Source organism: Rugamonas sp. FW305-51, assembly GCF_058786935.1.
Window position 1 is genome coordinate 1 of sequence record NZ_JBYSZG010000026.1, and the last position, 23,311, is coordinate 23,311.

Annotated in this window: 27 protein-coding genes and 1 tRNA gene; 13 read left to right on the forward strand and 15 right to left on the reverse strand. The window is 63.4% G+C overall.

The genetic code is table 11. The features are described 5' to 3' along the window. Positions 1 to 58: 58 nt before the first annotated feature. From AC3WOS_RS17670 to petA, 10 genes are all read right to left on the reverse strand, one after another. Positions 59 to 481 carry an AAA family ATPase gene (locus AC3WOS_RS17670; RefSeq protein ID WP_492717335.1) on the reverse strand — a complete coding sequence of 141 codons (423 nt, stop codon included), beginning with the start codon at positions 479 to 481 and terminating at the stop codon, positions 59 to 61. Then, the gene (locus AC3WOS_RS17675; RefSeq protein WP_492717336.1) at positions 478 to 795 is read right to left on the reverse strand and encodes a hypothetical protein; all 318 of its coding nucleotides are present in this window, start codon (positions 793 to 795) and stop codon (positions 478 to 480) included. The genes AC3WOS_RS17670 and AC3WOS_RS17675 overlap by 4 nt, the downstream gene beginning before the upstream one ends. Positions 796 to 1,237: 442 nt before the next feature. Next, on the reverse strand, positions 1,238 to 1,474 hold the full coding sequence (locus AC3WOS_RS17680) for a helix-turn-helix transcriptional regulator (RefSeq protein ID WP_492717337.1): 237 nt from the start codon (positions 1,472 to 1,474) through the stop codon (positions 1,238 to 1,240). Between the two features lie 189 nt (positions 1,475 to 1,663). Continuing rightward, positions 1,664 to 2,887, reverse strand: coding sequence for a tyrosine-type recombinase/integrase (locus tag AC3WOS_RS17685; protein WP_492717338.1), 1,224 nt, complete (start codon positions 2,885 to 2,887; stop codon positions 1,664 to 1,666). Positions 2,888 to 3,063: 176 nt separating this feature from the next. Then, positions 3,064 to 3,139, reverse strand: a tRNA-Thr gene (locus AC3WOS_RS17690). 26 nt (positions 3,140 to 3,165) lie between these two features. Further along, positions 3,166 to 3,639 (reverse strand): ClpXP protease specificity-enhancing factor, encoded by a 474-nt coding sequence (locus AC3WOS_RS17695; RefSeq protein WP_492717339.1) that lies wholly within the window; start codon positions 3,637 to 3,639, stop codon positions 3,166 to 3,168. 82 nt (positions 3,640 to 3,721) lie between these two features. Then, positions 3,722 to 4,333 carry a glutathione S-transferase N-terminal domain-containing protein gene (locus tag AC3WOS_RS17700; RefSeq protein ID WP_017877976.1) on the reverse strand — a complete coding sequence of 204 codons (612 nt, stop codon included), beginning with the start codon at positions 4,331 to 4,333 and terminating at the stop codon, positions 3,722 to 3,724. A gap of 128 nt (positions 4,334 to 4,461) precedes the next feature. Next, positions 4,462 to 5,226, reverse strand: a complete 765-nt coding sequence (locus tag AC3WOS_RS17705; protein WP_492717340.1) for a cytochrome c1 — start codon at positions 5,224 to 5,226, stop codon at positions 4,462 to 4,464. Positions 5,227 to 5,259: 33 nt separating this feature from the next. After that, the gene (locus tag AC3WOS_RS17710) at positions 5,260 to 6,672 is read right to left on the reverse strand and encodes a cytochrome b (protein WP_492717341.1); all 1,413 of its coding nucleotides are present in this window, start codon (positions 6,670 to 6,672) and stop codon (positions 5,260 to 5,262) included. Between the two features lies 1 nt (position 6,673). Next, positions 6,674 to 7,282, reverse strand: coding sequence for a ubiquinol-cytochrome c reductase iron-sulfur subunit (gene petA / locus AC3WOS_RS17715; protein WP_492717342.1), 609 nt, complete (start codon positions 7,280 to 7,282; stop codon positions 6,674 to 6,676). Between the two features lie 343 nt (positions 7,283 to 7,625). On the opposite strand from petA, the gene mscL reads away from it, so the two are divergent. From mscL to AC3WOS_RS17730, 3 genes are read left to right on the forward strand one after another with little or no spacing between them, the layout of a single operon-like run. Then, positions 7,626 to 8,060: a large conductance mechanosensitive channel protein MscL gene (gene mscL / locus AC3WOS_RS17720; protein WP_492717343.1), complete on the forward strand. Its 435-nt coding sequence runs from the start codon at positions 7,626 to 7,628 to the stop codon at positions 8,058 to 8,060. Positions 8,061 to 8,114: 54 nt separating this feature from the next. Beyond that, positions 8,115 to 9,257, forward strand: coding sequence for a Do family serine endopeptidase (locus AC3WOS_RS17725; protein ID WP_492717344.1), 1,143 nt, complete (start codon positions 8,115 to 8,117; stop codon positions 9,255 to 9,257). A gap of 52 nt (positions 9,258 to 9,309) precedes the next feature. Next, positions 9,310 to 9,999: a DUF2461 domain-containing protein gene (locus AC3WOS_RS17730; RefSeq protein WP_492717345.1), complete on the forward strand. Its 690-nt coding sequence runs from the start codon at positions 9,310 to 9,312 to the stop codon at positions 9,997 to 9,999. Positions 10,000 to 10,149: 150 nt separating this feature from the next. On the opposite strand, the gene AC3WOS_RS17735 is transcribed toward AC3WOS_RS17730, so the two are convergent. From AC3WOS_RS17735 to AC3WOS_RS17755, 5 genes are all read right to left on the reverse strand, one after another. Beyond that, entirely contained in the window at positions 10,150 to 11,202 is a 1,053-nt protein-coding gene (locus AC3WOS_RS17735; protein ID WP_492717346.1) for an NAD(P)H-dependent glycerol-3-phosphate dehydrogenase, read from the reverse strand. Between the two features lie 46 nt (positions 11,203 to 11,248). After that, complete coding sequence (locus AC3WOS_RS17740; RefSeq protein WP_492717347.1) at positions 11,249 to 11,692, reverse strand: SH3 domain-containing protein; 444 nt, start codon at positions 11,690 to 11,692, stop codon at positions 11,249 to 11,251. A 129-nt stretch (positions 11,693 to 11,821) separates the two neighbouring features. Continuing rightward, positions 11,822 to 12,298: a protein-export chaperone SecB gene (gene secB, locus AC3WOS_RS17745; RefSeq protein ID WP_492717348.1), complete on the reverse strand. Its 477-nt coding sequence runs from the start codon at positions 12,296 to 12,298 to the stop codon at positions 11,822 to 11,824. A gap of 159 nt (positions 12,299 to 12,457) precedes the next feature. Continuing rightward, positions 12,458 to 12,718 carry a glutaredoxin 3 gene (gene grxC, locus AC3WOS_RS17750; protein ID WP_492717349.1) on the reverse strand — a complete coding sequence of 87 codons (261 nt, stop codon included), beginning with the start codon at positions 12,716 to 12,718 and terminating at the stop codon, positions 12,458 to 12,460. A gap of 14 nt (positions 12,719 to 12,732) precedes the next feature. Further along, positions 12,733 to 13,134, reverse strand: coding sequence for a rhodanese-like domain-containing protein (locus AC3WOS_RS17755; RefSeq protein ID WP_492717350.1), 402 nt, complete (start codon positions 13,132 to 13,134; stop codon positions 12,733 to 12,735). 106 nt (positions 13,135 to 13,240) lie between these two features. Here AC3WOS_RS17755 and gpmA point away from each other — a divergent pair, with 106 nt between their 5' ends. The 10 genes from gpmA to gspK all read left to right on the forward strand — a co-directional run bounded on the left by gpmA (position 13,241) and on the right by gspK (position 23,311). Continuing rightward, positions 13,241 to 13,987: a 2,3-diphosphoglycerate-dependent phosphoglycerate mutase gene (gene gpmA, locus AC3WOS_RS17760; RefSeq protein ID WP_492717351.1), complete on the forward strand. Its 747-nt coding sequence runs from the start codon at positions 13,241 to 13,243 to the stop codon at positions 13,985 to 13,987. Between the two features lie 67 nt (positions 13,988 to 14,054). Next, positions 14,055 to 15,488, forward strand: coding sequence for a murein hydrolase activator EnvC family protein (locus AC3WOS_RS17765; RefSeq protein ID WP_492717406.1), 1,434 nt, complete (start codon positions 14,055 to 14,057; stop codon positions 15,486 to 15,488). A gap of 58 nt (positions 15,489 to 15,546) precedes the next feature. Then, complete coding sequence (locus tag AC3WOS_RS17770; RefSeq protein ID WP_492717352.1) at positions 15,547 to 17,127, forward strand: S41 family peptidase; 1,581 nt, start codon at positions 15,547 to 15,549, stop codon at positions 17,125 to 17,127. 31 nt (positions 17,128 to 17,158) lie between these two features. After that, a complete protein-coding gene (locus AC3WOS_RS17775; RefSeq protein WP_492717353.1) occupies positions 17,159 to 17,923 on the forward strand; it encodes a HesA/MoeB/ThiF family protein in 765 nt (254 codons plus the stop codon). A 70-nt stretch (positions 17,924 to 17,993) separates the two neighbouring features. After that, complete coding sequence (locus tag AC3WOS_RS17780) at positions 17,994 to 20,138, forward strand: amidohydrolase family protein (RefSeq protein ID WP_492717354.1); 2,145 nt, start codon at positions 17,994 to 17,996, stop codon at positions 20,136 to 20,138. Between the two features lie 125 nt (positions 20,139 to 20,263). Next, complete coding sequence (gene gspG / locus AC3WOS_RS17785) at positions 20,264 to 20,707, forward strand: type II secretion system major pseudopilin GspG (protein ID WP_492717355.1); 444 nt, start codon at positions 20,264 to 20,266, stop codon at positions 20,705 to 20,707. Positions 20,708 to 20,724: 17 nt separating this feature from the next. Further along, positions 20,725 to 21,189: a GspH/FimT family pseudopilin gene (locus tag AC3WOS_RS17790; protein WP_492717356.1), complete on the forward strand. Its 465-nt coding sequence runs from the start codon at positions 20,725 to 20,727 to the stop codon at positions 21,187 to 21,189. 3 nt (positions 21,190 to 21,192) lie between these two features. Further along, positions 21,193 to 21,582: a type II secretion system minor pseudopilin GspI gene (gspI, locus tag AC3WOS_RS17795; RefSeq protein WP_492717357.1), complete on the forward strand. Its 390-nt coding sequence runs from the start codon at positions 21,193 to 21,195 to the stop codon at positions 21,580 to 21,582. Continuing rightward, positions 21,579 to 22,349, forward strand: a complete 771-nt coding sequence (locus AC3WOS_RS17800; protein ID WP_492717358.1) for a PulJ/GspJ family protein — start codon at positions 21,579 to 21,581, stop codon at positions 22,347 to 22,349. The genes gspI and AC3WOS_RS17800 overlap by 4 nt, the downstream gene beginning before the upstream one ends. Then, positions 22,346 to 23,311 (forward strand): type II secretion system minor pseudopilin GspK, encoded by a 966-nt coding sequence (gene gspK, locus AC3WOS_RS17805; RefSeq protein ID WP_492717359.1) that lies wholly within the window; start codon positions 22,346 to 22,348, stop codon positions 23,309 to 23,311. Before AC3WOS_RS17800 ends, gspK begins: the two co-directional genes overlap by 4 nt.

The window sequence follows — 23,311 nt, forward strand, 5'->3', positions numbered from 1 at the left end:
CGTTGTTCGCTGAACTTTTCAGCAAACATCCGCAGGCGGCTTGAGACAAGAGTGTCCGCTATTGACAGTACACCTCAATCAGACGCGGCACAAGTGTATCGTCGGCCACATCTTCACTGGACCAAATCAAAACGTTACCTGTTCCGTTGCTGCGGGTACCGTCGGGCCAGTTACCGCCTGCGGTGAGAACAGCGGCCAAGGCCAGAGCCAATGTAGTCTTGCCGGTGCCCGCAGCGCCGGCCAAGATTGTTAGCTTGCCGGCCGGGAGCCAGCCAGGCCATATCCAGCTTATTGCTTGGGGCTTGATCTCCGATCCGCGGCGAATTTTCACGACTCGTGCTTCTGCAGATGGGGTGGCGCGAACAATCGGCTGTGTATTGCCAGCCGTTTCCAGCAGTATCCGTGCTGCCCGCGCCTCATCGTCCTCCTGGCCGAGTTTAAAGCCCGACATTCTTTCGCTTATGTATCTATTCGGGATCATGGTTTTGCTAGCTTCAAAAAGGCAGTGCGATTGTGATCGCTGTCGATCAGTAGTAGCCGCCTTGGCCTCGATTGGTAGAGGCGGTCGGACAGTGCACGCAGTTGACCGTAACGTATCAGATCGCCAGGAAACGCCAAGACAACATCAAGACCGGCGACTGCACTGCATTCTGCTAGCGAAGGCAGGTTCGCAAAATCAATCTCGATAGCGTTTTGCTTCGGTGGTCGGAATCCGATGCCGAGCCAGATCGTGCCGTCGGCAGGTGCAAGGCCTAGCTCCGCTCGGATGCGCGCAAGTTCAGCGAGAGTGCTCATGCGGTAGCCACCGTCCTTTGCTGCTCATTATTTGACTGGTGGATCCTGCTTGCGCCAGTCACCTTGGGCGCCGGCTTGGTTGCGCGATCGCATGCGAACAGGCCTGCTTTTGCGCACGGTACGGCAAGCGCTACTTCCATGTTGCAGCGGAAACTTTTTAAGGCTTCGGCGAGTGGTGCCCGCTTTGCAGTATCTATGGTCTGAAGGAATGGCTTGGTGAACTCGAAAATACAGCTGCCCATGTAGTGGGCGACGCGAATATTGCGAGCGGCAGTTCTCAAGGTGGGAGACTCACAATATTCTTGGCCACCGGAGCTGTCCAAATGAATTGGAGTTTGGCCACTACGAGCACGCGAAGAGCGCGGAAGGAGGCATTCAAAACAGTTCGCGCCCTTCGCCCCCTTCGGTGCATTTCCTTGCGGCTTGATACCAAAACTTCGCATCAGCGTGCGTTCCTACCCGTTGGGCTTGGGACAGCTTGTTGCACAATAAAGGCGTCAACTTCGGCGGTATCCCAAACAGTGATAGATGTTCCCAGCTTAAATGGTTTTGGGAACTTTCCTTCACGAACCCAGCGCCATATGGTTGCAGGGCTTACTGGGAGCTTGCCTATCTTGGTTGGGGTACTGGCTAACTCACTGATTCGAATGACTTGCGGTGACACTTGATTCTCCGTCATGGCACGACATAGTGCGATGACGGGGATACTAACTTCTTAAACACGCTTTTAGCCGAAAAAGTGAACAAAAGGTAATCAAATTTTTTGGCGCCTCAATCTTCCGTTGCTGACTGAGGACCAATACTCTTATCTGCTAGGCAGCTGTCCGGCCAGCTTAAGTTGCTACAAATGAGAGGTCATCCATCAGGGCTAAGCCGCTCCTCGCAATTGAACTACTTCCGCACCGATGCGTAGCTTGTCCAAGTAGTCTGCCCATCGCTGCATCATTTCCCGTCGGGCTGGCAGATGGGCGGTTCGGTTGTAGGCCCGGCCGTTAGCATCCTTGACGGCATGCGCCAGCTGGTGTTCGATCAGATCTACGCGTTCGCCCAGTACTTCATCCATGATCGTACGCGCCATTGCCCGGAAGCCGTGACCAGTCATTACCTCCTTGGGGTAGCCCATGCCACGCAACGCGGCGTTAATCGTGTTCTCGCTCATGCATGTCTTGCTGCGAAGACTGGGGAAGACGTACTTGCCTGATCCGGTCACCGGGTGCAGCGAGCGCAGGATCTCGACCGCTTGCAACGATAGCGGCACCATGTGTTCAACCTTCATCTTCATCTTGCTGGCCGGTATGCGCCATTCTGCCGCGTCAAGGTCAATCTCGCTCCACTCAGCGGTACGGAGCTCACCAGGGCGCACGAACACCAGCGGCGCAAGCTTCAGCGCGGCGACAGCCGCCGGGAATCCGTTGTAGTCGTGGATCGCTCGCATGAGCGCGCCAGCCTGCTTGGGTTCTGTGATTGCGGAAAAATGCGTTCTCGGAACCGCTGCCAATGCCCCCTTAAGATCTGCCGTCACATCGCGCTCAGCCAAGCCGGCGGCAACTGCATACCTGAATACTTGCCCGCATATTTGTTTGACGCGGTGAGCTGTGTCGATCGCGCCCCGTGCCTCCATTTTTTGAACAGTCGTCAGCACATCCAGTGGCTTGATGGTGGATATAGGAGTCTTACCCAAGAAAGGGAAGACATTGTTTTCCAATGCAGAGGTGACTTTTTCCTGGGTATTGGCGCCCCGTTCTGCGGAAGTTTTCTGGAGCCACTGACGCGCCACGACCTCAAACGTTTGCTCTGCTGCTGCGGTCCTGGCTAGCTTTTCCTCGCGTTTGGCCTGGCTCGGATCGATAGGCGGTATCGATGCCAGAAGTTTGCGGGCCTCTTCACGGCGTGCCCTTGCTTGAGCTAGCGATACAGCAGGGTAAATCCCCAGCGCTAGCGTCTTCTGCTTGCCATTAAATCTGTAATTCATGCGCCAGCATTTTGCTGTCGCGGTTACCAGCAAATACATGCCGCCGCCGTCGCTGAGTTTGTCGCCAGCTGGCGCTCCACTGTGCTTCACCAGCCGGATACCTGTGTCCGTTAATGCCATTGCCTCGCCCTTTGTTGGTATGCAGTTTTTTCCACTTCGTCGATACCAACAAAAATCCCATCATTTTGTTGGTATCCCATGCTATTGCATAACTTGGGGCGAGACAACAAAAAACCCGCTTCACCTATGAGGCGAGCGGGTTTCGATACTGCGTAATACAGGGTGATGCATGTTGCTGGTGCCGACTGCCGGTTTCGAACTGGCCACCTGATGATTACAAATCAACTGCTCTACCAAATGAGCTAAGTCGGCGAAACTTGTACGGTGCGGATTATAGCTTATTTAATCCGCGTGAGGGTGGGGCGGCCACCCTTTTTGGGCGGGTCGTTATCGTCGTCGGGCGCGCCGGCCGGCGCACTTTTCGGCTCGCCCTGGGCGGGCGGCACGGCGCTCAGCGACGGTGCGGCCGGCGCTTCTTCCGGCGCCCCATCGGCATAGCCGAGCTGGGTTTCGAACGCCATGCCCTGGCCGTTTTCGTTGGCGTAGATGGCCATCACGTTGTTGACCGGGACGAAGATTTCGCGCGAGACGCCGCCGAAACGGGCGTGGAAACGGATGCTGTCGTTGTCCATCTTGAGGCCGGAGGTGGCGCCGAAACTGATGTTGAGGACGATTTCGCCCTTCTTCACATATTCCATCGGCACTGTGGTCGAGGCGTCGACCTTGACGGCCAGGTAGGGCGTGTAGCCGCTATCGGTGCACCATTCGTAGATGGCGCGCAGCATGTAGGGCTTGGTTGAGATTTCGGACATGATGAGTCAGCAGTAAAACGCGGCGCGCCGCCGCTGTGGGCCGCGGCGCGCCGATACTTCGAGTAAGGCGGTCGACGTCCGCTTAGCGGCGCATGACCTTTTCCGACGGGGTCAGCGCTTCGATGTAGGCCGGACGCGAGAAGATGCGCTCGGCATACTTCATCAGCGGCGCAGCCGTCTTCGACAGTTCGATGCCGTAGTGATCCAGACGCCACAGCAGCGGCGCCACGGCCACGTCCAGCATCGAGAACTCGTCGCCCAGCATGTACTTGTTCTTCAGGAACAGCGGGGCCAGCGTCGTCAGGCGGTCGCGGATTTCAGCGCGGGCCTTGTCGTGGCTCTTGTCGTTGCCCTTGGCGCGTTCGCTTTCGAGCACGTGCACGTGGACGAACAGTTCCTTTTCGAAATTGAACAGCATCAGGCGGGCGCGGGCGCGCATCAGCGGGTCGGCCGGCATCAGCTGCGGGTGCGGGAAACGCTCGTCGATGTACTCGTTGATGATGTTCGATTCGTACAGGATCAGTTCGCGCTCGACCAGGATGGGGACCTGGCCGTACGGGTTCATGGTCGAAATGTCTTCCGGCTTGTTGAACAGGTCGACGTCGCGCACTTCAAAGTCCATGCCTTTTTCAAACAGGACCAGGCGGCAGCGTTGGGAAAATGGGCAGGTTGTACCCGAATAGAGAACCATCATTTTTATAGTTCCTTAGAAACAAAGGGGGTGAACCCGAAAAAACGGATCACCCCAGATCGCGCCCGCCAGTGCGGGCCACGCAAACACATGCGCCGGGGGGATTGTAACAGCGCCCCCGGCACACTCACTTATTTGACTTCTTTCCAGTACGATGCGTTCAAGCGCCACGCCAGCAAGGCAAACAGCGTCATGAACATCACCACCGCTACGCCGAGGCGTTTGCGGGTACCCTGGGCAGGTTCAGCCATCCATTCCATATAGCCTACCAGATCGGCTACGGCCGTATCGTACTCGATCTTGGACAACTTGCCTGGAGTGACTTGTTCGAAGCCGGCGAAACGGTGCACTTTTTTGCCTTCTTCGTGCGGGTCCGCCACTTCTTCCATCTTTGCCGTCTGCACGCCCTGCAGTTCCCACAGCACGTGCGGCATGGCCACGTTGGCCAGCACCAAGTTGTTCCAGCCGGTGGGGCGGGTGTCATCCTTGTAGAAGGTGCGCAGATAGGTGTACAGGTAGTCGCCGCCGGTGCCGGCGCCCGACGCCTTGGCGCGGGCGATCACGGACAGGTCGGGCGGCACCACGCCGAACCATGCTTTCGCATCTTTCGGGTTCATGGTGGTAACCATCATGTCGCCCACTTTTTCACCGGAAAACAGCAGGTTGGCCTTGATCTGGTCTTCCGTCAAGCCCAGGTCCTTCAGGCGGTTGTAGCGCATGGAGGAGGCGTTGTGGCAGTTCAGGCAATAGTTGACGAACAGCTTGGCGCCGTTCTGCAGGGCGGCCATGTTGTTGGAACGGTCAGGAGCCTTGTCCAGCGGGTAACCACCTTCGTTGGCCAGTGCCAGGCCTGGCAGCAATGCCAGGATAGCGAGCAATTTCTTAGGAAAATTCATGTAATGTCCTTTGTGTGCTGAGCGTGGGTCGGCTTAGTGCGCGTGGAACGTCACACGGTCCGGCACTTTCTTGAAGCTACCCATGGTGCTCCACCACGGCATCAGCAGGAAGAAGCTGAAGTAGAACAGCGTGCACACTTGCGAAATCATGGTCTTGGTTTCCGTCGGCGGCTGGGTACCCAGGTAGCCCAGCGTCAGGAACGACAGGCCGAACAGCAGGTACACATATTTGTGCCAGTCAGGACGGTAGCGGATGGACTTGACGGGCGAATGGTCCAGCCATGGCAGGAACGCCAGGATCACGACCGAACCGCCGAAGAACACCACACCCCAGAATTTCGCGTCCAGCACCTGCGGCAGCATGCCGACGATGGCGACCAGGGCGATGGCGCCGATGGCCATCTTGACCTTGCTCGGCAGACGGGACTTGAGCCACACGAACGACACGTAGGCAGCCGTGGCGACCATCAGCACGTACATGAAGTCGGCCGTGGTGGCGCGCAGCACCGAGTAGAACGGCGTGAAGTACCAGGTCGGGGCGATGTGCAGCGGGGTCTTGAGCGAGTCGCCCGGCAGGAAGTTGTTGTACTCCAGGAAATAGCCGCCCATTTCCGGCGCGAAGAACACGACGGCGCTGAAGATGGTCAGGAACACGGACACGCCGAACAGGTCGTGCACGGTGTAGTACGGGTGCGATGGGATGGAGTCCAGCGGGTGACCGTCCGGGCCCAGGTTTTCCTTCACTTCGATGCCGTCCGGGTTGCTCGAACCGATTTCGTGCAGGGCGATCAGGTGCGCTGCCACCAGGCCCAGCAGGACCAGCGGAATGGCGATCACGTGGAACGCGAAGAAGCGGTTCAGGGTGGCGTCGGACACCACGTAGTCGCCGCGGATCCACAGCGACAGGTCAGGGCCGATGAAGGGGATGGCGCCGAACAGGTTGACGATCACCTGGGCACCCCAGTACGACATCTGGCCCCATGGCAGCAGGTAGCCGAAGAACGCTTCGGCCATCAGGCACAGGAAGATGGCGAAACCGAACAGCCAGATCAGTTCGCGTGGCTTGCGGTAGGAACCGTACATCAGGCCGCGCGTCATGTGCAGGTAGACGATGATGAAGAACGACGAGGCGCCGGTCGAGTGCATATAGCGCACCAGCCAGCCCCACGGTACTTCACGCATGATGTATTCGACCGAACCGAAGGCCAGGTTGGCGTCCGGCTTGTAGTGCATGGTCAGGAAGATACCGGTGACGATCTGCAGCACCAGCACCAGCATGGCCAGCGAACCGAAGATGTACCAGAAGTTGAAGTTTTTCGGAGCGTAGTACTTGCCCCATTGGTCGTTCCACAGCTTGGTCAGCGGGAAGCGGTCGTCGACCCAGCCCAGCGCCTTTTGCGCTACCGGTGCGTCGGCAGGGAATTTTGTTTCTTTGAAAGCCGCCATATTATGCCTCGCCCTTTTCGTCTTTGCCGATGACCAGTTTGGTGTCGCTCAGGTACATGTGGCGTGGCACTTGCAGGTTGTCCGGTGCCGGTTTGTTCTTGAACACGCGGCCGGCCATGTCGAAGGTCGAACCGTGGCAAGGGCACAGGAAGCCGCCTGCCCAGTCGTCCGGCAGCGAAGGCTGCGGACCGGGGGCGAATTTGGACGATGGCGAGCAACCCAGGTGGGTGCAGATGCCGACCGCCACCAGGATTTCCGGCTTGATCGAGCGGTGCTCGTTGCGGGCGTACTCGGGCGTGAATTCGGCCGGGTTACGCTTCGATTCCGCGTCCGCCACCTTGCCGTCGGTCTGCTTGAGCGAGGCGATCATTTCTGGCGTGCGCTTGAGGATCCACACGGGCTTGCCGCGCCATTCCACCGTTTTCATCTCGCCCGGATTGAGGGTGGAGATATCCACTTCCACCGGCGCGCCGGCGGCTTTTGCCCGCTCCGACGGCTGGAATGTACTTACCAAGGCTCCTGCGGTACCTACACCGACCACACTGCCCGCCGCACACGTGGCGACGAGCAAGCCACGTCGGCCGGAATCGACCTGCTTTTCGTTACTCATACAAACCCCAATCAGTCAAAATGCGAACAAAACTCGAAATCTTTGCGATGCGCTAATATAGCTGCCAGCAACCTTAAATTATATGTGAACAGTGTTGCGAATTAAAGCAAAAACGTTGCTCAGACCGTAATTGAGATCAAGCCGGAGCCACTCAGAACTTGAATTCTGGCGGCCCCGCCCCGATGTGAGGCCACCCGCCTGGTCCAATTGATGCATGTCAAGCTTATAGCGCAAATTGCATGCGCTGCGTGCAACTCTGTGCCTTGTTTGGCTTCTATTTGAAACAATAGTATGATCCAGACGCAAGTTTGTTCAAAATTGACCACAAAGCGAGGATAACAAGATGGCAATGATGCAGGAATTTAAAGAATTTGCCATGAAGGGCAACGTGGTCGACCTGGCCGTCGGTGTGATCGTGGGCGGCGCGTTCGGCAAGATCGTCGATTCCCTGGTGCAAGACATCATCATGCCTCCCGTCAGCAAACTGTTTGGCGGCCTCGATTTCGCCAATTACTATTTGCCGCTCAATGGCCAGAACCCGACCCTGAGCCTGGTGGAAGCGAAGAAACTGGGCGCCGTCTTCGCGTACGGTAACTTCGCCACCATCCTGTTAAACTTCGTCATACTGGCATTCGTGATCTTCCAGATGGTGCGCATCATGAACAAGGCCCGTCACCTGGCCGAACCGGTCAAGCCGGCCGAGCCGGAAGCGGCGCCGCCCACGCCGGAAGACGTGCTGCTGCTGCGCGAGATCCGCGACGCCCTGAAGAACCGCTAGACCCCCGGCCACGCCGCGCCCCATCGGGCGCCGTGTCCACCTGATAGAAACGCTATGCGACGACTGTGGTTATTGTTTGCGCAAACGGTGACCATCGTACTGGCACTGTATTTTGTCTATACGGCCCTGGGCAACGGGACCGTCGGTGGACGGGTTCCCCTGTCCGGCGGCCCCGCGCCGGCGCTGGCGCTGCAAACGTCGTCGGCCCACGCCTCGGGCACCTTCCGCCTGGCGGCGGCGCGGGCCATGCCGGCCGTCGTCAACATACTCACCAGCAAGGCGCCGCGGCGCGGCAAGCGCCTGCTGCGCGACCCCTTCTTCAAGAAATTCTTCGGCGAACGGGACGGGGAACCGGACGATGAGGAGTCCAGCCTCGGTTCCGGCGTCATCGTCAGCGCGGAAGGCTACATCCTTACCAACAACCACGTGGTGGAAGCGGCCGACGAGATCGAGGTGGTGCTGGCCGACGGCCGCAAGGCGGCCGCCAAGGTGGTGGGTACGGACCCGGAAACGGACCTGGCCGTCATCAAGATCGGCCTCGACAAGCTGCCCGTCATCGTGCTGGGCCAGCCGGAGCAGGCCCAGGTGGGCGACGTGGTGCTGGCCATCGGCAACCCGTTCGGCGTGGGCCAGACCGTGACCATGGGCATCATTTCCGCCCTGGGGCGCAACAACCTGCACATCAACCATTTCGAGAATTTCATCCAGACCGACGCCGCCATCAACTTCGGCAACTCGGGCGGCGCCCTGATCGATACCAACGGCAACTTGCTGGGCATTAACTCGGCGATCTATTCGCAGACGGGCGGCTCGGTCGGCATCGGTTTTGCCATCCCCGTCTCCACGGCCCGTTCCGTGATGGACGCGATCATCAAGTCCGGCCACGTGGTGCGGGGCTGGATCGGGGTGGAAACCCAGGAGATCACGCCGGAACTGGCGGAAAGCTTCGGCCTGAGCCGGCAGAGCGGCGCCATCATCGCCGGCGTGGTGCGCAACGGCCCGGCCGACAAGGGCGGCATGAAACCGGGCGACATCCTGCTGTCGGTGGAAGGACGTCCCGTAGCCGACACCAACGAAATGCTGAACCTGATCGCCCAGCTCACCCCGGGCGGCAAAGCGAAAATGACGGTGCTGCGCAAGAGCCGCGAGACGACGCTCGACATCGTCGTCGGCAAGCGGCCTGCCAGCGTCAAATAAGGCTGGCGCCCCTGGCGCGGCCACCATTCCTTCAAACATTACCGGACCCTGCATGCACCTGCGCGACCTGACCCAATTTCTCAACGAGCTGGAAGACAACAACAACCGTCCCTGGTTCATCATGAACAAGCCGCGCTACGACATCCTGCGCGAGGAATTCCTGCAAGTGGTGACGGAGCTGATCGCCGCGCTGGGCAAGTTCGATCCGGCCGTCAAGTTCTGCAATCCCAAGAAAGCCATGTTCCGCATCAACCGCGACGTGCGCTTTGCCAACGACAAGAGCCCGTACAAGACCCGTTTCTCAGCCGCCATCGCGCCCAACGACATGCGCCGGCCCAGCAAGTCGGGCGGGCCGACCTATTACATGCAGATGGATGGCAACGGCAAGCTGCTGTTCGGCGCCGGCGAGTACATGCCGCCGCCGGGCCGCCTGCGTGCCCTGCGCCAGCACATGGTGGACGACGCGGCCGGCTTCAGCAAGGTGCTCAAGAACAAGCGCCTGCGCGCCACCTTCGGCGACATCCAGAACGAAGGCAAGCTGATGCGTCCGCCCAAGGGCTTCGACCCGGAGGCCGAGCACATCGAATACATCAAGCTCAAGAGTTTCTTCGTGTGGACGGAAGTGGACCTGCCCATGAACCAGCCGGAACTGCTGGTGCCGACCATCGCCGGCGGCATGCACGATGCGTTCGCGCTGGTGAGCTGGATGCGGCAAGCGAAGGAAGAGGAAGTGGCCGAATAAGGCCGGCATGTCAGCCGGTGCCGGGCAGCTGGTCCGCGCTGCGGGACGCGTGCCGGCTTTCAGCCGCCGTCCCGGTTCACGGCCGGCCAGGAAATGCCTGCGGCGTCGCGGAACAGGCAGGCCGTTCCAGCCATCTCCCGTGAATTGGTCTTAATTGCCGCCAGAGGGCGCGATCTTCTCGTCGCGCGGATCGCGCGCCAGCAGGCGCGACACCATGGCCTTGGGCTGGTCGCCGTCGAACAGCACGCCGGCCACGGCATTGGTGATGGGCATGTCCACGCCCAGCGTGCGGGCCAGTTCGCGCACGGCCTTGGCGCACGGCACGCCCTCGGCCACATGGCCCAGCTCGTGGACGATGGCGTCCAGCGGCTTGCCCTGCGCCAGGCCCAGGCCCACGCGCCGGTTGCGCGACAGGTCGCCGGTGCAGGTCAGGATCAGGTCGCCCATGCCCGTCAAACCCATGAACGTCTCGATCTGGCCGCCCAGGCGGGTGCCGAGCCGGGTGATTTCCGCCAGTCCCCGCGTGATCAGGGCCGCGCGCGCATTGAGGCCCAGGCCCAGGCCATCGGCCACGCCGGTGGCGATGGCCAGCACATTCTTGACGGCGCCGCCCACTTCCACCCCCACCAGATCGGTACTGGCGTAGACCCGGATATTGCCGCCATGCACGGCGGAAACGACGGCGTCACGCAGCGGCGCCGAATCGGAAGCGATGGTCAGCGCGCACGGCAGGCCGCGCGCCACTTCCTGCGCGAACGAGGGGCCGGACAGGGCGCCGGCCGGCACCGCGTCGCCCAGCACCTGGCGCACGATCTGGTGCGGCAACAGACCGGTGCCGTATTCGAAGCCCTTGCACAGCCACACGAGGTTGGCGATGGGGCGGGTCTTCAGCTGTTCCAGCAGGGGCCGCAGGCCGGCCACGGGGCAGGCCGCGATCAGCAGGCCGTCCGGGCCGGCCGCGTGGGCCACGGCCGCATCGAAATCGTGCTCGACGGCCAGGCCGGCAGGGAAGGGGAAGCCGGGCAGGTAAGCCGGGTTTTCGCCGGCCGCGGCCATGGCTTGCATGGCGGCCGCGTCGCGGCCCCACAGGCGCACGGCGTGGCGCTGGGCCAGGGCGATGGCCACGGCCGTGCCCCAGGCGCCCGCGCCCAGCACGGTGATCTTGCGCGCAACGGCGCTCTTATTGCTTGGAATGTCTTGCATGGCGCCTCGAACAGCGTTGATTGGGCGGCATGGCGCCGCCCCGGCCTCACAGGCCCCAGATGTCGGTATTCTTGATAAAACCGGTCAGGCCGTCGCGGTGACGCACCTTGACCCAGCCGCCGGCGGCCGATTCGACCAGCTCCAGCAGCACGCCCTTGTCGGCGATGAAAACGGGGGCGCCATTGTCGTCCGCCGTGGCGCGAACCTTGACGTTGACGCTGCGTACGATGACGTTGCGCTTGGCGCTCAGGCCCTTCGCTTCAGTCCATGCCAGTTCGCCGCTCAGGTCGCGCACCTTGACCCAGTCGCCATAGGTCAGCACCACTTCCAACGGCGTGCCGCGCGGCACGATGAACAGCTTGCCGCCTTTGGTGGAGGGGGCGTCATACAGAATGGCCGGGGCGGCGCCCACCGTCTTGAAGTCGAACGCCTGGCTGCCGGCCGCGGCCAGCATCAGCAAGGCGCCTGCGATCCAACGGGGTAAAGTCATTGCTTGCCTTAGAGGTAACAAACCGGCGGGCGCGTCTGGCGCGGCCCGCCGGTCTGGCTTGCAGAAGTCATTTCAAAAAGCCCGTGGCGTCGTTATGGTGCCGGGCCACGGTCATTCTGAAACGCCTTCTCAGTTTGCTGGGGTGGCGTCGCCGTTGGCCTTGGCGGCCGCTTCGGCCATCGCTGCCATGCGCTGCTGGTAGAACACTTCGAAGTTGATCTCAGCCAGGTGCACAGGCGGGAAGCCGGCACGGGTGATCACGTCGGCGATGTTGGCGCGCAGGTAAGGGTAGACGATGTTCGGGCAACCGATGCCGAGCAGCGGGTCCAGCTGTTCGGCTGGAATGTTGCGCGCTTCGAAGATGCCGCCTTGCTTGCCTTCGACCAGGAAAGCCACTTTGTCCTTGATCTTGGCGGTCACGGTGATGGTCACGGTCGATTCGAAGATGCCCTCGGCCAGGGGCTCGGCGCCCACGTCCAGTGCCACTTCGATGGTCGGCGCTTCCTGTTCCAGGAAGATGGCTGGGGAATTCGGTTGTTCCAGCGACATGTCTTTCAGGTAGACGCGTTGGATTTGGAATACTGGTTGCAGGTTTTCTTCAGACATGGAACGCTTTCGTTATAGTGGAGACGAGCGGCTGTTGCCGCCCCGTATATGTTTGTTTGCGAGGTCTTCTGGAAGGCTCAAATCAAACGCGAGGGCAATTGTATCAAAACCAATTCGGAATCCTACTATTTCCACCCGCGCGTTGTATTTGGGGATGCCTTAACCTTTTAACAAGGGGTCCAGGCCGCCGGCCTGGTCCAGCGCGTACAGGTCGTCGAAGCCGCCCACATGGGTCTCGCCGATGTAAATCTGGGGCACCGTGCGGCGGCCCGTCTTTTCCATCATCAGCACGCGCTGTTCAGGGTCCAGGTCGACGCGGATCTTGTTGATCGCGGTCACGCCCTTCGCTTCCAGCAGGCGCTCGGCGCGCACGCAGTAGGGGCAGACGGCGGTGCTATACAGGGTGACAGGGGCAGTCATGCAGCATCCTTCCTTTATTTCGACAGCGGCAGGCCGGCGGTTTTCCACGCGGCAACACCACCATCCAGATTGACGACGTCGGCAAAACCGGCTTTCTGCAGCAGGCTGGCAGCCGAAGCGGCGCGGGCGCCGCTCTGGCACACCACGATCACGCTCTTGCTTTTCGCGCCGTCCAGTTCGCCGACCCGCTTGGCCAGTTCGCCCAGGGGGATGTTCTTGGCGTTAGGCAAGTGTCCGGCGGCGAACTCAGTGGCGTCGCGTACATCGACAATGGTGGCTTTGCCGCGGTTTATCAACTGCGTCACTTCCAGCGCCGAGGCGCGTTTGCCCCGTTGCGTCAGGGCCGGCCACAGCAGGGCGCCGCCCGAAACGAGTACGATGGCGATGATGAAAATATTATCAATGAAGAATTTCACGGTGGTCCAATGGTTATAGGCTATGCGCGCATTATAAAATAGAAGGCTGGAAGAGTTCTGTTAGCTGTGTTTTTCTGTCCGTTCACTCCTTTTTGAAGATAGTCATATGTATAAAATCGTATTCATGCGTCACGGCGAGTCTACCTGGAACCTGTCGAACCGCTTCACCGGCTGGACCGACGTCGACCTGACGGAGAAGGGCATTGCCGAGGCAACGGCGGCCGGCGCCGTGCTCAAGGAAGCCGGTTTCACCTTCGACCTGGCCTATACCTCGGTGCTCAAGCGCGCCATCCGCACCCTGTGGCTGACGCTGGACGCGATGGATATGATGTACCTGCCCATCAAGCATGACTGGCGCCTCAACGAGCGCCACTACGGCGCCCTGCAGGGCCTGGACAAGGGGGAGACGGCCGCCAAGTACGGCGACGAGCAGGTGCTGGTGTGGCGCCGCAGCTACGATACCCCGCCGCCGCCGCTGGCCGAGGATGACGAGCGCACCTCGTTCAACGACCCGCGCTACGCCGGCCTGCCCAAGTCGGCCATTCCCCTGACGGAATGCCTGAAGGATACCGTGGCCCGCGTGATGCCGGCCTGGGACGAGGAAATCGCCCCCGCCATCCGCGCCGGCAAGCAGATCCTGATCTCGGCCCACGGCAACAGCCTGCGCGCCCTGATCAAGATGCTCGACGGCATCAGCGATGAAGCCATCGTGGGCCTGAACATCCCCAACGGCCAGCCCCTGGTGTACGAGCTGGACGCGGACCTGAAGCCGATCCGCAGCTACTACCTGGGCGACGCGGCCGCCATCGCGGCGGCCCAGGCAGCCGTGGCCAACCAAGGGAAGGCCAAGTAATTTGTCGCTGCCTCATTTCCCCCGCCGCGGCGCGGCGGTCGTGCTGTGCGCTTTGCTGTCCTTGGCCATGGCCGGCAGCCCGGCCCAGGCCCGGACCACGGAACGCAGCAAGCAGAAAGCGGCGGCCGAGGCCGAGCGCGCCGGCTTGCAGCAAAAGCTCACGGCCCTCAAGCGCGACATCAGCAAGACCGAGTCGGCCAAGGATGACGCGGCCGACACGCTGGCCGCGTCCGAGCAAGCCATTTCCGACGCCAACCGCAGCCTGCGCGACCTGACGGCCGAGCAGGCCGCCACCAACGACAAGCTGGCCCGCCTGTCGGTGGAGCACGAGCGGCTGGTGGTGACGGTCGAGCAGCAGAAACAGCAGCTGTCCAGGCTGTTGCGCCAGCAGTATGTGGCGGGCAATGAGGATCGCATCAAGTTATTGTTGTCAGGTGACAACCCCAACCGCATCAACCGCGACCTGCAGATGATGGCCTATGTGTCGCAAGCCCAGGCCCGTCTGCTGGACGCGTTGCGGGCCAATTTGAAGGCGGTGGAAGCCAACCAGGCCGAGGCGCAGAACGCCAAGGACGAGCTGGCCGAAATCGCGGAAGAACAATTACAGCAAAAAGCCTTGCTGGAGCAGGAAAAAGGCCGCCGCGCGACCTTGCTGGCCACGCTGTCCAAGCGGCTGGCGGCCCAGCGCAAGGAAGCGGGCAATGTGGAACGGGACGAGCAGCGCATGGCCGGCCTGGTCGACAAGCTGGCGCGCCTGATCAAGGAACAGGCCGAAGCGGCCGCCGCCGAGCAGCGCCGCCAGCAGGAACTGGCCGCCGCCCGCGCCGCCAGGGCCAAGGCCGACGCGGAAGCGAAGGCCCAAGCGCTGGCCAAGGCCCACGCGGCCGAGGCGGCCGCGCGCGCCGAACGCGAGCGCCTGGCCAAGGCCGGCAAGGGCGGCGCCATCAAGCCGCTGCCGCCCGTCAAGCCGCCCGTCAAGCTGGAACCGATAGACGCGGACGAACCCAAGGCGGCCCAGCAGCCCAAGCCGGAACCGAAGGAGGAGCCGGCCGCGCGGCCAGCGGCCAATCCCGCCGATATCGCGCTGGCCCCGGCCGCCCCGGCCGGCGCCTTCGAAGCCATGAAAGGCCAGCTGCGCGCGCCCGTGGCCGGCAAGCTGGCCGCCAGGTTCGGCGCCAAGCGCGGCGACGGCCCCAGCTGGAAGGGCGTGTTCATCCGCGCCGCTGAAGGCACGGACATCCGCGCCATCGCCGGCGGCCGGGTGGTGTTTGCGGAATGGCTGCGCGGCTTCGGCAACCTCATCATCGTCGACCATGGCGGCCAGTACATGAGCATCTACGGCAATAACCAGTCGCTGCTGAAACGGGCCGGCGACATCGTCAAAGGGGGCGATGCCATCGCCAGCGCCGGAAACAGCGGCGGTAACGAAGAATCAGGTTTATACTTCGAGCTTCGCCACCAGGGCCGGCCGTTCGATCCGGCCGGCTGGGTCAGGTTCTAGCCGTTTTAGCTGTTTATTCCGCCGTTTAGTCTGCCTTTTTAGGCCGCACAGAGGTTTCATGGGCAACAAAGTCAAGAGTTTCGGCCTGATCGGCCTGGGCATGGTGGCCGGCATCACGGCCTCCCTGCAGTTTTCCGCTATCGCCCAAAAGGCCGGCGTATCGCCCCTGCCGCTCGAAGAGCTGCGCCAGCTGTCGGATGTGTTCAGCCTCATCAAGTCGGACTACGTGGAAAGCGTGGACGACAAGAAGCTGCTGACGGAAGCCATTTCCGGCATGGTATCCTCGCTCGACCCCCATTCCGTCTACCTGGATAAGAAGGCGTTCAAGGAGATGCGCGAGACGGTGGCCGGCAAGTTCGTCGGCATCGGCATCGAAGTGGGCATGGAAGATGGCTACATCAAGGTGGTGTCGCCGATCGAGGACACGCCCGCCTTCAAGGCCGGCATCAAGGCCGGCGACCTGATCACCCGCATCGACGGCAACCCGATCAAGGGCCTGACGCTGGAAGAGGCGGTCAAAAAGATGCGCGGCGAGCCCCATTCCAAGGTGCTGCTCAACATCACCCGCAAGGACCTGGACAAGCCGCTCACGCTGACCATCGTGCGCGAGGAAATCCGCGTCCAGAGCGTCAAGGCCAAGATGATCGAACCGGGCTACGCCTGGCTGCGCATCTCGCAGTTCCAGGAACCGACCGTGGAAGACATGGCCAGGAAGCTGGGCGCCCTGTACGCCCAGGACCCGCACATCAAGGGCCTGGTGCTGGATCTGCGCAACGATCCGGGCGGCGTGGTGCCGGGCGCGATCGGCGTCTCGGCCGCCTTCCTGCCCAAGGATGCCGTGATCGTCTCGACCAACGGCCAGCTGCTCGACTCCAAACAGACTTTCTATGGCCGCCGCGAATTCTACGCCGGCCGCAATGGCGGCGACCCGCTGGCCAAGCTGCCGGCCGCGCTCAAGGACGTGCCGCTGGTGGTGCTGGTCAACGGCGGCTCGGCCTCGGCTTCGGAAATCGTGGCCGGCGCGCTGCAGGACTACAAGCGCGCCATCATCATGGGTTCGCAGACCTTCGGCAAGGGCTCGGTGCAGACGCTGCGCCAGCTGACGGCCGACACGGCCGTCAAGCTGACCACGGCGCGCTACTACACGCCGCACAACCGTTCGATCCAGGCCAAGGGCATCGTGCCCGACCTGCTGGTGGACGAAACGGCCGACGGCGACGGCCTGAACGGCCTGCGCGTGCGCGAGGCCGACCTGCAGAAGCACCTGGGCAGCGACGAGGCGCTGGACGCGGCGCCAGGCGCCGCACAGGGTGGGACGGCGCGGGCCGACAAGCGCGACGAACTGGAAGAAGAACAGCGCCTGCTGGCCGCGGCCCGCAAGCAAAAGCCGTTCGAATACGGTTCCAAGGACGACTTCCAGCTGGCGCAGGCGCTGAACCACTTCAAGGGCTTGCCGATCAAGCTGGCCAAGGCGGACGGCGCGGCCGTGGCCGACGCCAAGGCTGATGCGAAGGCCGCCCCCAAGCCGGACGCGAAGGCCGACCAGCCGGACGCCACTGCGGCCGCCAAACCAGCCGCGAAAGCCGGCGCCAAGGCCGAAGCCCAACCCGACACCAAGCAGCATCCGATTAAAAAATGAGCGGCCGGCGCGCCAGTGCCGGTCTTGACCGATGAACGACTCGCAACTGCTGCGCTACTCGCGCCACATCCTCCTCGACGAAATCGGCATTGAAGGCCAGACCAGCCTGTTGCAGGCGCACGCGCTGGTGATCGGCGCCGGCGGCCTCGGTTCGCCGGCCGCCATGTACCTGGCCTCGGCCGGCGTGGGCAAGCTAACCCTGGTCGACAACGACACGGTGGACCTGACCAACCTGCAGCGCCAGATCGCCCATACCACGGCGCGCGTGGGCCAGCCCAAGGCCGCCTCGGCGCGCCAGACGCTGGAACAGATCAACCCCGAAATCGCCATCGACGCCCTGATCGAGCGCGTGGACGACGCCCGCCTGGCCGAACTGGTGGCGGCGGCCGACGTGGTGCTTGACTGCACCGACAACTTCGCCACCCGCCATGCCGTCAACCGCGCCTGCGTGGCCCACAACAAGCCGCTGGTGTCGGGCGCCGTGATCCGTTTCGACGGCCAGGTCAGCGTGTTCGACCCGCGCGGCGGCGACCAGCCGTGCTACTCCTGCCTGTTCCCGCAGGACCAGCAGTTCGAGGACGTGGCCTGTTCCACCATGGGCGTGTTCGCGCCGCTGGTGGGCGTGGTGGGCGCCATGCAGGCGGCCGAAGCGCTCAAGCTGATCATGGGCATAGGCCAGTCGCTGGCCGGCCGCCTGCTGCTGCTCGACGGCCTGCACATGGAGTGGACCAGTATCGCCGTGGCCCGCAACGGCGACTGCCCCGTGTGTGCCGGCCGCCACCCGCCGGTCAAATAGCGGTCAAATAGCGGCCAACAAAAATGACGACGTAGTTCCATCCCTTCCCCAAAAAACGGAGACCCACACGATGCTGAACCGCCTTTCCCTGCTGTCCCTGGCCCTGGCCGCCGCGTTTGCGCCCGCCTATGCCGCCAGTACCACCGAATACCCGATCATCGCCGAAAACGGCAAGCGCATCGGCCAGCAGGTGGTGCAGCACGAAGACGACGGCCTGACCAGGGTGCGCTTCAGCTACAAGGACAATGGCCGCGGGCCGGAACTGGATGAGCAGTTCCGCCTGGGCGCGGACGGCACCATGACGGAATACACGGTCAAGGGCAGCTCCACCTTCGGCAACGCCGTCAACGAACACTACGCACGCCATGGCGACCAGGCGGAATGGAAGTCCACCTCGGAGCAGGGCGGCAAGACCGTCAGCGGTCCGGCCGCCTACCTGCCCCTGAATGGTTCGTTCGAGGTGGCCTCGGCCGCCATCGGCGCGCTGGCCGCCACGGCCGACGGCAAGATGCCGCTGCTGCCGTCCGGCACCCTGAGCCAGCGCGTGCTCGATACGGTGGAGGTGACGTCCGACGACCCGGCCCACCCGCAGACCCGGACCGTGCAGCTGGTGGCGCAGACGGGCATCGGCCTGTCGCCGTCGTTCTACTGGGCCACCATGGCCGCCGCGGGTAGCAAACCACGCCTGTTCGGCGTCGTCATGCCCGGTTTCGCCAGCATGCTGGAGCAGGGCTGGCAGCACAACAGCGCCGCCCTGGCCGCGCGCCAGAAGGTGGCCGAAAACAAGATGCTCACCGATGTCGCGGCCCAGCTGCAGCACCCGCTCAACGGCCTGACCGTGGTGCGCAACGCCCGCGTATTCGACAGCGAGAAGGCCACGCTGGGCGCGCCGTCCGACGTCTACGTGCTGCGCGGCCGCATCACGGCCGTGCTGCCGGCCGGCGCCCCCGTGCGCGGCGCCGTCAACCAGATCGACGCGGCCGGCCGCGTGCTGCTGCCCGGCCTGTTCGACATGCACGGCCACGTGGACCGCTGGTCCGGCGCGCTGAACATGGCGGCCGGCGTGACCAGCGTGCGCGACATGGGCAACGACAACGCCCAGATGCAGCAGATGCTCGACGAGACGGCGGCCGGCAAGCTGCTGGCGCCGCAGGTGGTGCCGGCCGGTTTCCTGGAAGGCGAAAGCCCTTATTCGGCCAACGGCGGCTTCGTCATCAAGGACCTGGCGCAGGCGAAAAACGCCATCGACTGGTATGCCGAACATGGCTACCCGCAGCTGAAGATCTACAACTCCTTCCCCAAAGCGATCCTCAAGGAGACCGTGGCCTATGCCCATAGCCGCAGCATGCGCGTGTCCGGCCACATTCCGGCCGGGCTGCGCGCCCAGCATGCGCTGGACGCCGGCTACGACGAAATCCAGCACATCAACCAGGTGCTGCTGAACTTCCTCGTCACGCCGACGACGGAAACGCGCACCCTGGAACGCTTCACGCTGCCGGCGGAAAAAGTGGCGGACCTCGATTTCAATTCCAAACCGGTCAAGGACTTCGTGGCCGAACTGGCGAAAAAACAGATCTCGGTCGACCCCACCCTGGCCACCTTTGCCTTCCTCAAGCAGCGCGACGGCGAGATGAGCGAGCCGTTCGGCCCCATCGCCGACCACATGCCGCCGGACGTCAAGCGCGGCTTCTCGTCGGCCACCATGAAGATCGCGGACGAAGCCACCCACCAGCGCTACCAGAAGTCGTACGCCAAGATGGTGCAGTTCGTCGGCATCATGTACCGTGCCGGCGTGCCCATCGTGGCCGGCACGGACGAACTGGCCGGCTTCACGCTGCAGGCCGAACTGCAGATGCTGGTCAAGGCCGGCCTGACCCCGGCCCAGGCGCTGCAGATCGCCACCCGCAACGGCGCGCGCTACACCCGCACCAGCCATGAGCGGGGCAGCATCGAGCCGGGCAAGCTGGCCGACCTGGTGCTGGTGGACGGCGACCCGACCAGGGATATCGCCGACGTGCGCAAGGTGGCCGCCGTCATCACGCGCGGCTACCTGATCTACCCGCGTGAAATCGACGCCGCGCTGGGCATCGCGCCCTTCGTGCAGGAGGCGCCGGCCGTGCAGGCGCTGGCGCCGGTGTCGACCAACCACGCCTCGGCCGGCGGCAACGACGGCGCCCGTGCCCGTATCGAGGCGCTGGCCCGCCAGCGCGACTGAGGCGGCGATTAACCGCGCCTTAAGTGTGGCAGGGGCATAATCTTCGGCGCGGCTTTGCTGGTCGCGCCGGTTCGGCCTTATACTCTGCACTCTTTTCAAATATTCAACCTACACTTGCCGGTCCTATGAAAAAACAGTCCATCCCCCGCCGCCTTGCGCGCGGCTTTACGCTGATCGAAATCATGGTGGTGGTGGTCATCATGGGTGTGCTGGCGGCGCTGGTCGTGCCCAAGCTGCTCAGCCGCACGGGCGAATCGAAGGTCGCCGCGGCCAAGGTCGATATCGCCACCGTGATGCAGGCGCTCAAGCTGTACAAGCTCGATAACCAGCGCTACCCGACCACGGAGCAGGGCCTGCAGGCGCTGCTGAGCAAGCCCACCACCGGCCCGGCCGCCAACGGCTGGAAGGCCGGCGGCTACCTGGAAAAGATGCCCAAGGACCCGTGGGGCAATCCTTACCAGTTCCTGTCGCCCGGCATCAAGGGCGAGGTGGATGTGTTCTCGCTGGGCGCCGACGGCCAGCCGGGCGGCACCGGTGACGATGCCGACATCGGCTCGTGGGACAACTAAGGCAGGAGCCGCCTGCCATGCGCGCCGCGCCGCGCGGGTTCACCCTGATCGAACTGCTGGTGGTGATGGTCATCCTGGGCGTCACCCTGGGGCTGGTGTCGCTCAACGTGCTGCCCAGCCGCCAGCAGGGCATGCAGCAGGAAGCCCAGCGTATCGCCCTGCTGTTGCAGCTGGCGCGGGACGAGGCCATCGTGCGTAACCGCCTGATCGCGTTCGAGGCCGAGTCGGACCGCTACCGCTTCCTGGTCCGCAACGAGCAGCAGTGGCAGACCGTCACCGGCGACGACCTGCTGCGCGAACGCGAATTCAAGCACGCCCCCATCACGCTGCTGCTGGACCCGCCGTCCACCTCGCCCGGCCCCAGCCTGCGCATCACCTTCGGCCGCGAGCCGGTCGACAAACCCTTCGTGCTGACGCTGGCCAGCGACAGCGGCACCGTCGCCATCCGTGCGGACGGCATCGGCCACTTCACGGTCGACTGAGCCATGCGTGTATCTTTCCTCCCCATCGTCCGGCGCCAGCGCGGCTTCACGCTGCTGGAAGTGCTGGTGGCGCTCGTCATCGTCGGCACCGCGCTGGGCGCCTCGCTGCGCGCCGTGGGCAGCCTGACCCAGAACAGCAACGGCCTGCGCAGCGCCATGATGGCCACCTGGTCGGCCGAGAACCGGCTGGTGCAGATCCGCCTGGCCCGCACCTTCCCGGCCGTGGGCAAGCAGACCTTCGATTGCCCGCAGGGCGACATGCAGCTGGTGTGCCAGGAAGAGGTGATCGCCAGCCCCAATCCGCGCCTGCGCCGGGTCGAGGTCAGCGTGGTCGAGCAGGACCATCCCGAACGCCGCATCATCAAGCTGGTGCAGCTGGTGCTGAACCAATGAAGACCATGTCCCATCGGCCGCGCCGGCGCGGCTTCACCCTGATCGAGCTGCTGGTGGCCATTTCCATCCTGGCCATCGTGGCCGTGCTGGGCTGGCGCGGGCTGGACGGCATCATCCGTTCGCGCCAGGCGCTGACGGCGCAGATGGAACAGACCCGCGGCATGCAGCTGGCGTTCGCCCAGATGCAGAGCGATTGCGAAAACCTGGCGCCCACGGCGTTGCTGCACGCCCGCGCCAACCTGCTGGCCGAGACCGACCGCTTGACGCTGGTGCGCACGGTGTTGACGGAGAACGAGCCGTCGCGCCTGCAGGTGGTGTCCTACCGCGTGCGCGACGGCGTGCTGCTGCGGCGCGAATCGGCCGCCACCCGCGACCTGGTGCAGCTCGACATGCTGTGGCAGGCCGCGCGCAGCGACGCCGACCCGGCGCCGGCCGTCGCCTTGCAGTCGGGCGTGAACGGCATGACCATGCGCCTGTGGCAGAACGGCAGCTGGCGCGCGGCCATCGGCGTCACGCAACAGACGACGGTGCAGCAACCAGGCACGAACGGGCTGACCGGCACGGCCGGGCAAACGGGCACGAGCGGGCAGGGGGGATCAAGCGGGCAGGGCGGATCGAGCGGGCAGGGCGGATCGAACCCAACTACTGCAACCGCGCAGCCCACGACGCCGTTGTCCAACAATGCGCCGACCGGACTCGAAGTGTCGCTGCAGCTGCCGAACCTGCCGACGGCGCTGGTCAAGATCTTCCTGCTGGGGGCCGTATGATGGCGCGCCGCCTGCAACGCCAGCGCGGGGTGGCCGTCGTCACGGCGCTGCTGCTGACCACCCTGGCCGTGACCATCGTGGCCAGCCTGTTCTGGCAACAGCAGGTGCAGGTGCGCTCGATGGAAAACCAGCGCCTGCAACTGCAAACCCGCTGGATCCTGCGCGGCGCGCTCGATTGGGCGCGCCTGATCCTGCGCCAGGATGCCCTCGATAACCGCCAAGTCACCACGCTGGGTGGCGTGTGGGCCACGCCGCTGGCGGAAACCCGGCTGGACCAGTACGTGGAACGGGAACGGGTGGAGGGCGAAAACTTCAACGCCACGCTGTCGGGGCAGATGACGGATGCCCAGTCGCGTTACAATCTCGCCAATCTTGCCGTGAGCCGGGCGCCGGTGGCGGAACAGGTGGCCGTGTTCCAGCGCCTGCTGACCAATCTCCAGCTTGACGGGTCGCTGGCCCAGGCCGTGGCCGACCAGGTGGCGCGCACGCAGCAGCCGGCGCCGGCCGGCCAGGCTGCCCAGAACGCGCTGCCGGTGCAGGGTGGCACCGAACCGATGGAGCTGATGCGGGTGGAGGATTTGCTGGCCGTGGCAGGGTTCACGCCGCAGGCCATCGAACGCCTGCGCGACCTGGTGATCGTGCTGCCCACGCAGACGGCCGTCAATGTCAATACGGCGCCGGTGGAATTGCTGGCCGCATTGCCGGAAAATTTTTCGATGGCGGAGGCGGCGGCCTTGGCTTACCAGCGCAAACAGGCATACTTCATCAGCAAGCTTGATTTCACCGGCAAGCTGAATGGCAAGCAGGTGAACGCCAAGGTGCAGATTGATATCAGGAGCGACTACTTCCTGGTGCTGAGCAGGGTGCGCCTGGACCGCGCCAACCTCGATGCGCAGGCGCTGATACAGCGCGAGAACGGTGTAAATTACAAGACAGACCTGGTCTGGATACGGCAAAACTGA

Coding starts and splice junctions, on each gene's coding strand:
- AC3WOS_RS17680 (WP_492717337.1), bottom strand. CDS start 1,474: ATGACGGAGAATCAAGTGTCACCGCAAGTCATTCGAATCAGTGAGTTA.
- gspK (WP_492717359.1), top strand. CDS start 22,346: ATGATGGCGCGCCGCCTGCAACGCCAGCGCGGGGTGGCCGTCGTCACG.
- mscL (WP_492717343.1), top strand. CDS start 7,626: ATGGCAATGATGCAGGAATTTAAAGAATTTGCCATGAAGGGCAACGTG.
- AC3WOS_RS17780 (WP_492717354.1), top strand. CDS start 17,994: ATGCTGAACCGCCTTTCCCTGCTGTCCCTGGCCCTGGCCGCCGCGTTT.
- AC3WOS_RS17735 (WP_492717346.1), bottom strand. CDS start 11,202: ATGCAAGACATTCCAAGCAATAAGAGCGCCGTTGCGCGCAAGATCACC.
- AC3WOS_RS17800 (WP_492717358.1), top strand. CDS start 21,579: ATGAAGACCATGTCCCATCGGCCGCGCCGGCGCGGCTTCACCCTGATC.
- AC3WOS_RS17740 (WP_492717347.1), bottom strand. CDS start 11,692: ATGACTTTACCCCGTTGGATCGCAGGCGCCTTGCTGATGCTGGCCGCG.
- AC3WOS_RS17790 (WP_492717356.1), top strand. CDS start 20,725: ATGCGCGCCGCGCCGCGCGGGTTCACCCTGATCGAACTGCTGGTGGTG.
- petA (WP_492717342.1), bottom strand. CDS start 7,282: ATGAGTAACGAAAAGCAGGTCGATTCCGGCCGACGTGGCTTGCTCGTC.
- AC3WOS_RS17695 (WP_492717339.1), bottom strand. CDS start 3,639: ATGTCCGAAATCTCAACCAAGCCCTACATGCTGCGCGCCATCTACGAA.
- gspG (WP_492717355.1), top strand. CDS start 20,264: ATGAAAAAACAGTCCATCCCCCGCCGCCTTGCGCGCGGCTTTACGCTG.
- AC3WOS_RS17700 (WP_017877976.1), bottom strand. CDS start 4,333: ATGATGGTTCTCTATTCGGGTACAACCTGCCCATTTTCCCAACGCTGC.
- AC3WOS_RS17765 (WP_492717406.1), top strand. CDS start 14,055: ATGGCCGGCAGCCCGGCCCAGGCCCGGACCACGGAACGCAGCAAGCAG.
- gpmA (WP_492717351.1), top strand. CDS start 13,241: ATGTATAAAATCGTATTCATGCGTCACGGCGAGTCTACCTGGAACCTG.
- secB (WP_492717348.1), bottom strand. CDS start 12,298: ATGTCTGAAGAAAACCTGCAACCAGTATTCCAAATCCAACGCGTCTAC.
- AC3WOS_RS17685 (WP_492717338.1), bottom strand. CDS start 2,887: ATGGCATTAACGGACACAGGTATCCGGCTGGTGAAGCACAGTGGAGCG.
- AC3WOS_RS17675 (WP_492717336.1), bottom strand. CDS start 795: ATGAGCACTCTCGCTGAACTTGCGCGCATCCGAGCGGAGCTAGGCCTT.
- AC3WOS_RS17705 (WP_492717340.1), bottom strand. CDS start 5,226: ATGAATTTTCCTAAGAAATTGCTCGCTATCCTGGCATTGCTGCCAGGC.
- AC3WOS_RS17710 (WP_492717341.1), bottom strand. CDS start 6,672: ATGGCGGCTTTCAAAGAAACAAAATTCCCTGCCGACGCACCGGTAGCG.
- gspI (WP_492717357.1), top strand. CDS start 21,193: ATGCGTGTATCTTTCCTCCCCATCGTCCGGCGCCAGCGCGGCTTCACG.
- AC3WOS_RS17775 (WP_492717353.1), top strand. CDS start 17,159: ATGAACGACTCGCAACTGCTGCGCTACTCGCGCCACATCCTCCTCGAC.
- AC3WOS_RS17725 (WP_492717344.1), top strand. CDS start 8,115: ATGCGACGACTGTGGTTATTGTTTGCGCAAACGGTGACCATCGTACTG.
- AC3WOS_RS17770 (WP_492717352.1), top strand. CDS start 15,547: ATGGGCAACAAAGTCAAGAGTTTCGGCCTGATCGGCCTGGGCATGGTG.
- grxC (WP_492717349.1), bottom strand. CDS start 12,718: ATGACTGCCCCTGTCACCCTGTATAGCACCGCCGTCTGCCCCTACTGC.
- AC3WOS_RS17730 (WP_492717345.1), top strand. CDS start 9,310: ATGCACCTGCGCGACCTGACCCAATTTCTCAACGAGCTGGAAGACAAC.
- AC3WOS_RS17670 (WP_492717335.1), bottom strand. CDS start 481: ATGATCCCGAATAGATACATAAGCGAAAGAATGTCGGGCTTTAAACTC.